This window comes from Brucella pituitosa (assembly GCF_003049685.1).
Lineage (GTDB): Bacteria > Pseudomonadota > Alphaproteobacteria > Rhizobiales > Rhizobiaceae > Brucella > Brucella pituitosa.
This window is the reverse complement of the sequence record NZ_PYSY02000003.1, coordinates 323,243-335,502: the sequence shown is the minus strand read 5'-3', so window position 1 is coordinate 335,502 and position 12,260 is coordinate 323,243. Positions and strand designations below refer to the sequence as shown.

Below are 12,260 nucleotides of genomic sequence, written 5' to 3'. Positions count from 1 at the left end.
TTTCAGTCAAAGCCTTTGAGACCAAGCGTTCCTAAGCACTTGGTCATCAACAAATAGCGGCCTTCCATACCCGAGGGTTGATAGCCGCATTTTTCATATAAATATCTTGCAGGATTATGGGTGACGAAGCCCAGCTCCGCCACGGAACACCCAGCGAGCCGAGCTTCACTCTCGAAACTTTCTACTAAAGCCAAACCGACTCCCTTGCGTCTGCATTCAGTAGCGACATTCACCGACGCAATTAGCGCTTTCTCGCCTTCGCGCTCCCAAAACAGATAGCCTGCCCGTGTGCCCTGTAACTGTGCAATTGTTGTCTGGGGAAGGCTGCTAATCCATTGTTCGAGATGGCGCTCTATATTGCCCTGCCATTTTGTTAGCTGATCATTTTCAAGCTCTTCAATGTACTGTTTTTCCAAGCGATAAATAAAAGGAATGTCACTTGGCAAACCGCGACGAAGCTTCATATGAGATTCCGTTTCTGTTTTGTGCAACAAATATTCGAAGTTACGCGACATCTGGTTGATAAGAAGATGTTGAACGGGTTTCCGCTGAACAAACTCGGCCTCTACGTGCGCCACCCAGGCCGCAATCTTTATCGGCAGCGGCCGTAATTATCCCTGTATCTGCAGTCGTAGTTCCGGCGGTCCCGTTGTTCCCAGCGGTCGCGGCTGTTTCTGTTGTTACGTTCTCTGATGTTTCCTACCACGGCCCCGCCCGCGCCACCTGCGGCGGCTCCCACTGCAGCGCCTTCCCAGGTGCCGCTTGCCAGCCCACCAATGATAGCGCCGCCCGCAGCACCAATGCCGGCGCCCTTTTCCGTCTGGCTGCACGCTGTCAGCGTCAAGCAAACGAGTACGCCTGAAATGATCTTTTTCATGCCTGTCCTTTCGATCCATTGCCACTACGGCCGTCCGTCGACCGTTGATAAGCACCGAGACTGAGACGTATGGCTGTCGAAAATTACGTAGAAGTTACGAAGAACTATCGGCCTCGACTCCGGTCGAAAACGCAAATTCGTGCAGGATGCGCGCCTTCGCGACAAGTCATTCGCAGGTAATTCCGACGCCTAATCGATAGGCTCCGACGTCGCCCGGTTCGTCACCGCGTTTCAGGATACTGAGTCCACATGACTATGATCGGACTCTCGTCAAAGTTTTCATACTGGCATTGATAGCGATCAGGACTGCTTACAAGCGCGGCCAGCGTTCCGCCTCTAGATCGTCGAATAATAAATGAGGTTGAGACCGTTGTAGACTACGTGGAGGACTACTGCCGGCCAGATGGAGCCTGACAGCCGGAACGCCGCACCGAAGAAAAGACCCATCACAAAAGCATCGAAAAAGATGACGCTTGGACCATGAACCGCCGCAAACATGAGCGAACTGCCAACTAACGCGACCCCTGATCCGAATTTTTCGAGGCCACTTTGAACCACTCCGCGAAAAACGAGTTCCTCGCCAATCGGTCCCAAGACTGCGCTAGTGAACAATAGAAGCAGTATCCCTGTGAGCCCACCGTTTGCCGCAGCTTGAAAATCCGCTTGCGTATTCGCTTCGGTGATGAAATGGAAATAGACTGCTTCGACAATGAAGATCAGGCCAAAGCCGATCACGCCGAGCGCTATGCTGATCGCTATCCATTTGAGCGTCGTCGGACGAAAACCGAATGCCTTCCAGTTGCGAACACGATAGAGGTAAGCGCCGAGAAACCCAGCAAAGCCAAGCGCAAAGTTCATTGCGCCAGCAATGTTGATGCGAAAAACGGCTTTGTCGTCGGGTTGGAGTAGCAGCCAGTATCCAAGAAAGCTAATGCCGAGGACATAAACACCGACTGCGATTGCGATCTCCGGCCACCCAGGTTGCCGGTTCACTTGTGTCTGGATTGGTCGGATATCAGTCATTAGCAAGCCTCAAATCCACCAATTGCCTGACTGTTACATTGGTTGTTTCCTTGAGTTATCACTCAAAGTGGGTAGTGTCGATAATTGCGTATAGCAGGCGAACCCAGTGTCGCCTTGCGCTAAATCGGTGATGGACGGCGATATCGTCCGTGGACGGAAGTCGACGGCCAGGGGACAACTTGCAAATCGATCATGCAGGACCCGGGTGTCTAGTCAACTCGCGGGGAGGCAGCAGTTCAACTCATACTGACGACAACTTTCTCCCCGGACACGCCGGCTTTTTGCATTTCTATTGCCGTTTGAAGACTTTCAAGCCCATTTCCTGCGATGCGTGGTGGCGGCGCGGCGCGATAACGCCCAACGGCCAGCGCCGCAGGCAGAAAATCGCGGTAGATCATCGCGCCCACCGCGTCGTCTTTAAGGCTGGTGCCGAAGATATGCCGTGCCTCGACCTGCGGAGGCACGCCGTCCGACGGAGGCAACGTTGTCGCGACAACACGGCGCCCCTCGGAGCGAGCCACGACGGCAAAGGAGTCCGCCATATTGCCGGTGGTATGCAATGCTCCCGCTAGCGTCTTGCCGCGCAGCGCGTGCACGACGTCTTCAATGATGCTGGGCCGTCGATGATCGAGGACCAAGGACGCTCCGAGCCGCTTCAACAACTCGGCATGATGGGTCGAGGCGACCGCGATGCATTGGTAACCAGACGCAACCGCAAGCTGAACAGCATTGCAGCCGACACTTGAGGATGCGCCCCAGATCAGGACCACTTGATCGGTGGGTGTGGGCGCCAGCGACGGGGGTGTCAATCCGAGATGAACTTCTTGGTAAAGGCCACAAGCAGCCGTGCCCAGACCAAGCGGCAGGACCGCCGCCGCCGTGAATGCCATCGTGTCCGGTATCGGCGAAGCCATGTTTTCCGGCACCACCGTGTGCGTCTGGAACGCGCCCTGTGCCGGATCATTGACCGTCGTTCCGACCGCCTGACCGAGCACTCGGTCACCGATCTTAAACCGCGTTACGCCCGGTCCAACCACAACAACCTCACCGGCGACATCACTGCCAAGGATCGCGGGATAATCGAGCCAAGGCAGCAAGGCATTCTCCTGTAACAGCCAGTCGAGCGGATTGATGGCGACGGCGGCATTGCGGATGAGAATTTCGCCAGAACCCAAGACGGTCGGAGAGACCGGCCTGATCACGAGCGATTGTCCCGGTGCATTCTGCCAGGCGGCCATGTTCACAATTTCAGTCATGTACTGATTCCTCAAGAATATGTCTCGAAGATCGTCGCTCAGACTGTAAACTACAATCGTCTATATGTGGCACTGGCTGTTGACTCAGGAGCAACAATGAATCGTGGCGACTTTGGCGAACTGACCGCTTTCATGGCGGTTTTCGAGGCTAGCAGTTTCCGTGGCGCGGCGCGGCGATTGAACGTAACGCCATCCGCTCTCAGCCGAACACTGAACCGGCTGGAGCGACGTATCGGTGTACGCCTTTTGAACCGAACAACACGAAGCGTAAGCCCGACCGAGGCTGGCGAACTGCTTTATGCCCGTCTTGGACCGGCGTTGAGTGGCCTGGAGGAGGCTGTCGGCGACGTCGCTGCGCTTCGCGAAAGCCCCGTCGGAATGGTGCGGCTCAATCTTCCGCGCCTGGCGGCGGAATTGATCCTACTGCCCCGCATGGCGCAATTCCACGAACTCTATCCCGGCATCCGCCTCAACCTAATGATTGATGACGACCTAAGCGACGTGGTCGCCGCCGGATGCGATGCTGGTATTCGGATGGGCGGACTGTTGGCTCAAGATATGATTGCGACCCGTCTGACCGACTCGTTCCGTGTCGCTGTCGTCGGTGCTCCCAGCTATTTCGCAAGGCATCCACGGCCCGAGACCCCACGGGATCTCCGCAATCATGAATGCATTGTCTATCGATGGGCCTCTTCCGGGCGCCTGCATAGATGGCAATTCGATGACGCGAGCGGGTCCGTGGACGTCGCGGTCGAAGGGCCGCTGTTGGTGAACGATACGAGCATCATCCGCGACGCGGCAATCGCTGGAATGGGATTGGCGTATCTCCCCGAAACTAGTGTGGCAACACAGATCGCCTCAGGCACGTTGGTCAGGGTGCTGGAAGCGTGGTGCAAGCCGTTATCTGGCTTCTACCTTTATCATCCCAGCCGTCGCCAGACGCCGCCGCCGTTGCGTGCACTCATATCGTTCTTGAAGGGCGATATCGTCGGACATCCTCCAGCAGGATCATCCTAAGCGCCTATTCGAGAATGGATCAAGCGAACTCGCTGCTCTTACCCGCCCAATCGGGAAGCTGCCAGCTAATAAAAGGGCATTTGCCAACAGCATCAGCATCGTTTGCGGGAGGGGGGCGGACGAAAACTTGGACTATCAGAGAGAGGTAGTTCATGTATTCCTACAAAGACCGGATGCGAGCAGTTGCGCTCTACATCAAGCTTAAGTGCGACTTCGATCAATCCTTCGACGATTGCCAGGCTCCGACGGTCTTCTATCATACGACCGACGAATGTTTTGTCGATCTTGATGATATCAACGGGGAAATCTATGAGATGGGTGAGCGAGGCGTGACCGGTGCCGAAGTCATCGAGCGCAACATGCATTCCCTTAGCCCGAAGATTTTCGGCTGCTCGCGCGACGTGATTGTCGTATCCACCCATAAAAACCGTTTCATTAATTTCGAGAATGACATGTTCTATAGGGATATTGGCGGCTGCAAACTTTTCTACGATCCGTTCTTCGAGACCGCTTTTCTGGAAATCGGTGCCAGCAACATTAATACAGACGTGCTGGAGCGAAATACCGTTATCAAGCCATGCTCTCACATCAGTGGTCACTTGCGACAGCATCTGCACCGTCAGATTGTTGCCAATGCGTGGGTCCGAAATGGCTTCATGAAACTGGTCGGCTGATACAATTCTCCCTTCCGGGGTGCGCATGCGCACCAACGCTTCCACGCCAACGATCTGGGCAGTATCGATCCGCACGATCGGCTGATAAGCAGCGAGGAGGCGACCTTCGGATAGTGCGTCTCTAACCTCACGTATAGTTTGAATCCTATAGGTGATGACTGTGCGCATCCCTGGCACGAAGGAAATGAACCCGCCTCTGGATTCTGTCTTTGAGTTATAGGGTGATCTAGGTCGATTAACAGCAGGGCAAAAGGTTTCGGGTTCTCGCCCGTCAATTGACTGATGCGTAGATTGAAGCGGGCGCGGTTAGGCGCTCCCCGACAGAGGGTCGACGAATGCCAATTCGTGCATGCACCGTTGGATTTCATCGTGCTCTATGGCGAGGCTGCAAAGATGAGTACAGCGCTCAACCACTTCTCTTTCGACGTCTGTCGGTCCTCGTTGGGAAGAAAAATAAAAGGCGAAAGTGCCAACAACGCGACCATCCCGCGCCTTAATGGGACTGGACCAGCAGGCTTTTAAACCAAGCGGAAGTAAATACGACCTGTAATTGTCGAAATGTGGGTTACATTCAATATCTGTGATTTCAACTGCAATGCCACGATATGCCGCTGAGCCACAACAACCAACATCAGGCCCAATCAGCGTTCCGTCGATCGCCCGCGAATACTGCTCTGGAAGGCTCGGACCTGCAAGCGTCCGTAGCCTGGCATTTCGATCAGCGGCCAGAACGGAACAGATAACACCCGGGGCTATCGTTTCCACTCGCCTGCAAAGATGATCGGCTATCGACGCCAGTAGCTCTCCGTAAGCCACTTTCTCGAGGGTGTCGGTTTGTCGGGCGACCAGAGACTTTTCATGCTCGGCACTTAACATTTTAGCCTCTCCCGAACGTATTGTTGCTACTTAACCGACACCGTGTACGCATTTTTCTTAAAAAGCATTCAATGCAGTCAGGATAATTGCTTCAATTTTTCTGCAAACAAGCGAAATTCAATATTTAGGCGACGCTGAGTAGTTCCGTGCAGACCTTGTTACGGCCCATATGCTTGGCGCGATAAAGAGCGGCATCGGCTCTGCGGAAGACCACCTGGAAATCATCGTCTCCGGGCGTGCAAAAAGCGATCCCCGCGCTGGTCGTCGTTGAGAATTCCCCAGCTAAGCCCTCGAACGCAACCGCCGCAAAGGCTTTGCGGATCGCGTCGGCCAGAGCAAGAACATCGCTATTGTGTATCTGCCTCAGGATCAGAACGAACTCCTCGCCACCGATACGGGAGATGAGAGCTGCGCCTTTGATATGGCTGCGCAGAACGTCAGAGAAGGTGCCCAGTACCTGATCACCGATAATGTGACCGTGCGTATCATTGATGGATTTGAACGCATCAAGGTCGAAGATCACGACTGAATCTCCCAGCTGCAGTTCATTGTCGCCCAGCACATCGTAAAGCGCGCGCCGGTTCAGCAATCCGGTCAGACTGTCGGTGCGGGCCTCGTTGGCATGACGGCGCGCAATGCGCGACTGGGTGAAATTCAACGACAGCGCGCCAATGCCCGTAATGCCTATAATGGCAGTGATGGCATTGATATCTTCGGCCCAATTGCTTGGGATCACAGTCATGACCCATTGCTGTTCATGCAAGATAACAGCGCCGCACAGAAAGAACGAAATCGCTGTCAGGGTATAAAGAACGACCATGGCCGTGACCGGTACCGGTGCCTCCCGATAAACATGCAAATATTCTTTCACCGTCAGCAGAATCAACAGAGCCGACGTCAGGTTGAAGATTGCCGTGCCGGTGCCCGTCTGCCCGGCCAGAATGGGAAGCGTCGTTGCGCATATGACCGCAATCCCCAGAACGACCAGAAAGCTTCGGTGCATCGGACGTCCGGAAATCTGCCGTGACCCGACAATCAGGAAGATGAAACCGACACTCTCCAGACCAAAGGCTGCAATGGAGGCCGTCGCCAACGGCAGAGGTCCTGCATAATAAAGCACCACCCCCGTGCCGAGCAAAATCATGCCAAGGCAGCCCCAGAGCAGAAATTTGTCACGCGCGTTCTGATACCAGACGCTCAGAATCGTAAGGCCGACCGCCAGAGAACAGATACCAGTCGCAAAAAACAAAGTGTTCTGGTCGAGTCCCAAATCTGCCTTCCCCCCAACCGCATACCCCGCTATGAAGCCAAGCGTAATTCAGCTCTTGAAAATAAGCGATAAGCAATATGCTCGCATCATATCTCAGAACGTAAGAAATTAATCGGTCCAGTCTTCTACTCGTAAGCCACCTCTGCACCCATGCCGCAATTGCCTATTTTGCTATTTCGATGGCGGCGCTAAGCTCTTCCACTGCTTGTTCCACTGTCAGCTGACCGTTGAACTGGCGGGTGATGACATCGAACATTGCATTTTTGATCGCGGTGGGCTGTGCGTGCGACTGCGAGAAGGAACCGAGCAGTGATCCGCTCTTGTCAGCGGCCGCCAGATCCTTGATTGCCTTCTGCCCGCATTCGTCGAATGCCGTGGTCGGCACATCAGTGCGAGCAGGCGCCGATCCCTTCACTACATTAAAGGCTGACTGGAAATTGACGTCTTCCACAGCGGTCGCGAGTGCAAGCTGCGCCTTACGCTTGTCTTGACCAACTTCAAAGACAGCGAACTGATCAGCGTTGAACGCCACGGAGCCTTCCGTTCCCGGGAACCGCCCGCAAACGAAATCAGCCCCTGGCTTTTTCCCAGCTTTGGTGAATTCGCCCTTGGCCCAGTCGCCCATGAACTGCACGCCCGCCTTGTCGTCAATGACCATGGCGGAGGCGAGATTCCAGTCGCGTCCAGAGAAATTGTCGTCGACATAGGTGTGCAGCTTCGCCATCCGCTCGAATACCTGTTTCATGGTATCGCTCTTCAGGGCTTCCGGATCGAGATCGATCAGCGCCTTTTTGTAGAAATCCGGCCCGAACGACATCACGACACTGGTAAAGATAAGCGCTTCCTGCCAGGGCTGGCCGCCATGCGCAATCGGCGTAATCCCCTGCTCCTTGAACTTGTCGAGCAGCGCAATAAGTTCATCCCAGTTCTGCGGCACTTTTTCGCCAGCTTTGTCGAGCGCGGCCTTGTTGTACCAGGCCCAATTGGTGGAATGCACATTGACGGGCGCGGCGATCCAGTGACCGTCATACTTCGAGAAGTGCTGGATAGCAGGCGGGATGACCTTGTCCCAGCCTTCCTTGTCGGCGACTTCATCCAGATTGCCGAGCACGCCCTGTTGTGCCCAGTCCAAAATATCGAAGCCCTGCATCTGCACGGCGGCTGGCGGATTGCCCGCCGTCACGCGGGCGCGCAAGGTCGTCATCGCGGCTTCGCCCGCACCACCGGCAACCGGCATATCGACCCAGCCAATACCCTGGCTCTGAAGATTTTCCTTCAGGAGATTGAGCGCTGCTGCCTCGCCGCCCGAAGTCCAGTAATGCAGGACTTCAACGCTTTCCTCAGCCTGTGCCAAACTTACTCCGCTCAAAATGCTGACACCCGCCAGCAGCATTCCCATCTTCAAGCGCATCCCCGTGCCTCCTCGTTAAGAATAGTGCACCTTATCATGTAATTGGACGAACGGCGGCTGTCATGTTGATTATTCGTCAGTGTGATTGCGGTATTTGACGTCATGAACAAGCAGGTTCGACCTACAAGAAACATCACTTTCCTATCTCAATCGTAGCTCGTGTGAAGTTGAAGAAATGATGTTTGAGCGTGGCGTGGTGATTTCTTACGGCAACGCGTGCGTTTCTATATCGCAAAAGCGCATTTTTAGATCGGTTCCGCGGCAATTCAATCCGCGCAAGGAAAAATTGAATGCACGTTATTCGAGACTGGTCCCGATGACTTTGTCTGGAGTTGAGCGCTGACAATTATCTTACCACCACGAAGACCTCACGCGCATCGCTACCACATAATTAGTGCGGTTGTCGTCTGCACATGATCATCGTTTTCCGTTCGTCTCGCGCCAACCTGTTTTGCGAGCAATCAACGATTTGTTGGTTCGTCTTTTACGGCGTCTGCAAATTTCCGCATCAGGCGCACCAGCTCATTGACGTCGTGCTTGTCCCAGGATTTGAAGACTGAGCGAGCAAGCTTTTCGCGCGCGGCGTCTATCTTGGCGGTCATTGCTTTGCCTTTCGACGTGACGACGACTTCATTGACACGCTTGTCGGCAGCACTTTGCCTGCGTTCGACCAAATCGAGACTTTCCAGTTTGGTCACCTGACGGCTGACCGTGCTGTAGTCCCGACCGGTTCCGTCAGCGAGTTCCACGATACCAATAGGCCCTCGTCGTTCGACACCTACCAACAGCGGAAACAGAGCCCGGTCGAGTGCAATACCAGCTTCCCTGACCATTTGCTCATCGCGCTGAGGACGGTTCATGAGAGTAACGATGTCGATTAGCGATTCATGGAGTTCGCGAATAAGTTGGCTTTCATTATGTGTATTATGCACATTTATCATTGACGTTATTCCGATTTGATTTTATGTGCATAATACACACAAGGAGATCGAGATGACAAATGATTTTCCGGCAGATGTACTCATCTGCGGTGCGGGAGCGGCTGGCTTGACGCTAGCGATTGAACTTGCACGTCGAGGCGTTTCTTTTCGACTAATCGAAAAAATGGCGGTGCCGTTTCCGGGTTCGCGCGGGAAGGGAATCCAACCAAGAACGCAAGAAATTTTCGAAGATTTCGGGATTCTCGACAGGATCGTTGCTGCCGGCGGCATCTACCCCCCGTTGCGAGTGTATCACGATGACGGGTCTTATTCCGAAACGAACCCGATTGAATATATTAATCCGACGCCTGCGGAGCCGTACCATATTCCGCTGATGATTCCGCAGTTTCTTACCGAAACCATCTTGCGTGAACGGCTGGCTGATATGGGGCATAAAGTCGAATTTGGACTCGAACTGAGCCGATTTGAACAAAGTACAGATGGGGTCGTTGCTCGAGTTGGAGGGGCTAATGGAGAGGAAAGCCTTCAGGCGCGCTTTCTTGTTGGTGCGGATGGAGGCCGAAGTTTCGTGCGTGGCGCCTTGGGCATCAATTTTCCCGGCAAAACGTTGGGCGCGCGCGCGGTTGTGGCAGATGTGATGCTGACAGGATTAAGCCGAGATGCCTGGCATCAGTTCAATCACGGCGACATCGAGAAAATGGTACATGTTTGCCCGCTAGCCGGAACCGATCTTTTCCAAATCCAGGCACCTATTTCGTCGGAGGGAGACTTTGATCTCTCGGCTGGCAGTCTTCAGCGCTTGTTGAATGAGCGAACATGCCAACAAAATATACAGGTGCGTTCGGTCAAGTGGGCATCAGCTTATACGATGAACGCCCGACTTGCTGACCGGTATCGGATCGGTCGCGTGTTTCTTGTCGGGGATGCTGCTCACATCCATCCTCCGACAGGTGGTCAAGGACTGAACACCAGTGTCCAGGATGCCTATAACCTCGGTTGGAAACTGGCAGCGGTGCTCGACGGCGCTTCGGATCATCTGCTCGACAGTTACGAGGAGGAGCGGCGACCAGTAGCCGAAGCAGTGCTCGGCCTGTCCGGCCGATTGCTCAATGATCAGAAGCAAGGTGAGATGCGGCGCGGCCGCGAGGTCCACCAGCTTGATATCGATTATTCAGGATCTTCTCTTTCCAGTGAGAACCGCAGCCAAGGCGAAGCGCTTTGCGCGGGAGATCGCGCTCCGGATGCGCCTTGCAAAGGTGCGGCGGGTCAGCCAACACGGCTATTCCAACTCATGCAGGGTCCCCATTGGACATTGCTTATCCATGGGACAGGACCCGAAGATCTCACACCACGCGCAGGTCTCCGCATTCACCACGTCGGTACTGATGGCGATGTCATTGACCAGTGGGGGTACATAAGGGAAGCCTATGCATTGCAAGCAGGGGAATGCGTGCTGATCCGTCCAGACGGGTATGTGGGTGCAGCCTTTGAAGTCGGCCAACTCGCAAAATTGGAGGATTATCTGGAAAGAGTGGGCCTTGTTTGCTGCGAGGAAACCCCAAGATGAGTGCCGAAAAAGGGTTGGAAGGAGACCTTATCCCAAGAGATAAGCTCGAATGGCGATTAATGTTGCCACTGGCCTGTATCGTAACCCTGTATGCTGCTGGTGTAGGGGCGGTTCTACCTGTGTTGCCGTTTTATCTGCGTGAGATGGGAGCGAGCCCCCTGATCTTCGGCCTTGTTCTTTCAACCGAAGCACTAAGCCAATCTGCGGCATCTCCCATGTTGGGCCAGCTTTCCGACCGCTTCGGACGCAAACAGGTTCTCATGGCCAGTCAGGCAGTGGCGATCCTAAGCCTGTTGGTGCTTGCACTGGCGCAAAATATCTTCACTGTCCTTTTGGCTCGTTTCCTGTTCGGTTTTACCTCTGGTAATTTCTCTGCAGCAGCAGCATACGCAGCAGACAATAGTTCGGTGGCGACGCGACGACAAGCGATCGGCATCGTGAGTGCCAGCCTCGGTCTGGGAGCAATCCTCGGTGCAGGTCTTTCGAGCATGCTGGTGGAAATCTCATTACTTGTCCCGATCTATATGGCACTGGGTCTGGCACTTTCCGGGCTCGTCGTGACCTCCGTCTTTATCAAAAAGGGCAAGGTGGCGAAACAAAACGTGGCATTACGGAATCGGCAGCAAATCTCATTGCGCGCAATAACCGACTCTCCTGTCATGCGTGTGCTGCTTATTGTCATGTTGTGCCATTTCTTTGCTTACGGAATGTATGTTTCGCAACTCCCGAATTTCCTGGCAGAAAAGTTTGTCTGGAATGGTCATGCGCTTGGGCCGCGCGAGTTCAGTTACCTCATAGCCGCTGACGGGATGATCAACATCCTTGTCCAGCTTTTCCTCCTTGGATGGCTCGGTCGGTCTTTAAATGAGCGTCAGTTGATTGTTCTGATCTTCGGCCTCATCGGTACGGGCGTTATTGCAGCCGGTTTGGCAAGCACAATTGCTGTTTTGGCCGTTGCAGTCCTGTTCGTCAGCGTCAGTGATGCTCTTGCGAAGCCTACCTACCTTGCTGCATTATCTGTACAAGTCCCTCCAGAACGGCACGGGATAGTCATGGGGACGGGGCAAGCACTTGTCGCGGTGACAGATGTTATTTCGCCTGCTTTGGCGGGGTTGATTTTGGGCTGGGGCTTCTATGGCGCATGGATAGGAACCATAGTAGCTGTCGCTCTGTTCGGTGCTATGGTCGCCGCTGCCCGACTTCCTCGCCGAATGGCCGAGAGGGTCGAATCGCTCCCATGATCCACCGGCGAAGTGGGCACTCCTGAAGCATTCTTTTCGAATGCTGATCCTTCGACCAGTCACGCAGAGTGTTGTCTGGTTGCAGAACCTAGTGCACGGCGATGCGA

Annotated in this window: 12 protein-coding genes; 3 read left to right on the top strand and 9 right to left on the bottom strand. The window is 54.3% G+C overall.

The features are described 5' to 3' along the window. Positions 1-2 precede the first annotated feature (2 nt). From C9380_RS21840 to C9380_RS21825, 4 genes are all read right to left on the bottom strand, one after another. Positions 3-464, bottom strand: coding sequence for a GNAT family N-acetyltransferase (locus tag C9380_RS21840; protein ID WP_164844711.1), 462 nt, complete (start codon positions 462-464; stop codon positions 3-5). Positions 465-592: 128 nt separating this feature from the next. Beyond that, positions 593-877: a YMGG-like glycine zipper-containing protein gene (locus tag C9380_RS21835; RefSeq protein ID WP_128094653.1), complete on the bottom strand. Its 285-nt coding sequence runs from the start codon at positions 875-877 to the stop codon at positions 593-595. A 336-nt stretch (positions 878-1,213) separates the two neighbouring features. Continuing rightward, positions 1,214-1,900, bottom strand: coding sequence for a CPBP family intramembrane glutamic endopeptidase (locus tag C9380_RS21830; protein WP_128094652.1), 687 nt, complete (start codon positions 1,898-1,900; stop codon positions 1,214-1,216). 236 nt (positions 1,901-2,136) lie between these two features. After that, entirely contained in the window at positions 2,137-3,156 is a 1,020-nt protein-coding gene (locus C9380_RS21825) for a zinc-binding alcohol dehydrogenase family protein (protein WP_128094651.1), read from the bottom strand. Between the two features lie 96 nt (positions 3,157-3,252). Between C9380_RS21825 and C9380_RS21820 the strand changes: the two genes are divergently transcribed. Next, entirely contained in the window at positions 3,253-4,173 is a 921-nt protein-coding gene (locus tag C9380_RS21820; protein WP_128094650.1) for a LysR family transcriptional regulator, read from the top strand. 92 nt (positions 4,174-4,265) lie between these two features. On the opposite strand, the gene C9380_RS21815 is transcribed toward C9380_RS21820, so the two are convergent. From C9380_RS21815 to C9380_RS21795, 5 genes are all read right to left on the bottom strand, one after another. Continuing rightward, positions 4,266-5,015 (bottom strand): EAL domain-containing protein, encoded by a 750-nt coding sequence (locus tag C9380_RS21815; RefSeq protein ID WP_105534984.1) that lies wholly within the window; start codon positions 5,013-5,015, stop codon positions 4,266-4,268. Positions 5,016-5,153: 138 nt separating this feature from the next. After that, complete coding sequence (locus tag C9380_RS21810; protein WP_128094649.1) at positions 5,154-5,723, bottom strand: GAF domain-containing protein; 570 nt, start codon at positions 5,721-5,723, stop codon at positions 5,154-5,156. Between the two features lie 124 nt (positions 5,724-5,847). Next, the gene (locus C9380_RS21805) at positions 5,848-6,993 is read right to left on the bottom strand and encodes a GGDEF domain-containing protein (protein WP_128094648.1); all 1,146 of its coding nucleotides are present in this window, start codon (positions 6,991-6,993) and stop codon (positions 5,848-5,850) included. 163 nt (positions 6,994-7,156) lie between these two features. After that, positions 7,157-8,404, bottom strand: coding sequence for an ABC transporter substrate-binding protein (locus tag C9380_RS21800; protein WP_128094647.1), 1,248 nt, complete (start codon positions 8,402-8,404; stop codon positions 7,157-7,159). A 461-nt stretch (positions 8,405-8,865) separates the two neighbouring features. Further along, positions 8,866-9,354: a MarR family winged helix-turn-helix transcriptional regulator gene (locus tag C9380_RS21795; protein ID WP_105534980.1), complete on the bottom strand. Its 489-nt coding sequence runs from the start codon at positions 9,352-9,354 to the stop codon at positions 8,866-8,868. Positions 9,355-9,397: 43 nt separating this feature from the next. Between C9380_RS21795 and C9380_RS21790 the strand changes: the two genes are divergently transcribed. Together C9380_RS21790 and C9380_RS21785 are read left to right on the top strand one after the other, a co-directional pair. Further along, positions 9,398-10,912, top strand: a complete 1,515-nt coding sequence (locus C9380_RS21790; protein ID WP_128094646.1) for an FAD-dependent oxidoreductase — start codon at positions 9,398-9,400, stop codon at positions 10,910-10,912. Beyond that, a complete protein-coding gene (locus tag C9380_RS21785; RefSeq protein WP_128094645.1) occupies positions 10,909-12,153 on the top strand; it encodes an MFS transporter in 1,245 nt (414 codons plus the stop codon). Before C9380_RS21790 ends, C9380_RS21785 begins: the two co-directional genes overlap by 4 nt. Positions 12,154-12,260: the final 107 nt, after the last annotated feature.